Raw genomic sequence first — 710 nt, forward strand, 5'->3', positions numbered from 1 at the left:
CAGCCACGCCCAAAGCTCGAATGTCTCGCCATTCACGCCGTAATTCAGCATGGTGGCTTCTTTTCTCGCTCTGATGCTGGCAAGCCATTTGTGCGCCAGATCATGATCAGCAATCGACCTGATCTCGACGCGGGTTACACCCTCGGCAATCAATCGCCGGGGCCATTCCTGAATGCAGAACCTTGTTATTGCAGGCGCCGCACGCTTGAAGCGCTCAGTTCCGTATGCCCATGCGAAGCGCATGTGTGGCTGGAACATGCTGCCCTGCGATACACCGAAAGCAGCGACAGGCTGCTCATCAATCCAAGCCGTCCAGCAGAAGCCGGGAGACGTGAGAAACGACATGGCGCCAGCCTGAGAGCCGCTTTCGAGCAATGCTGTCGCGAATATCTCGCGCCTGTCTTGCTCGCGCAGGTTCGCCGCCACGAAACATATATCTCGCAGCGTGCCGTCTCTGATTTCGACTTTCACCAGTTATCCAGTATGTTGTCGTCAGGAGTCACAAACATCGGCTCGAAACTCTGCATGCTCTGATGTGGCGCTGCGACATGCTCAGCGAATGTAAGAGACAGGGCGTCCGCAAGATCGGGAGAACGAAGGCCGCGCTTCTTCATTTCGTCCTTCTTTTCCAGCATAATGCGGTTTGAAGGATCAAACTTGTACATAGGCCCAGTCAGTTCGGCGGCCAGATCGATTTCTGTCTGATGAAT

At 54.9% G+C, this 710-nt stretch carries 2 protein-coding genes; both read right to left on the reverse strand.

Features of this window, described 5'->3' with window-relative positions; translation table 11 throughout:
- On the reverse strand, positions 1–471 hold a 471-nt coding region (locus tag RCF13_RS20170; protein WP_308141507.1), incomplete at its 3' end, for a hypothetical protein.
- Positions 468–710, reverse strand: a 243-nt coding sequence (locus RCF13_RS20175) for a hypothetical protein (RefSeq protein WP_308141508.1), incomplete at its 5' end; no start/stop codon positions are given. The genes RCF13_RS20170 and RCF13_RS20175, both read right to left, overlap by 4 nt.

The organism is Stenotrophomonas maltophilia group sp. RNC7 (assembly GCF_030910085.1).
Lineage (GTDB): Bacteria > Pseudomonadota > Gammaproteobacteria > Xanthomonadales > Xanthomonadaceae > Stenotrophomonas > Stenotrophomonas sepilia.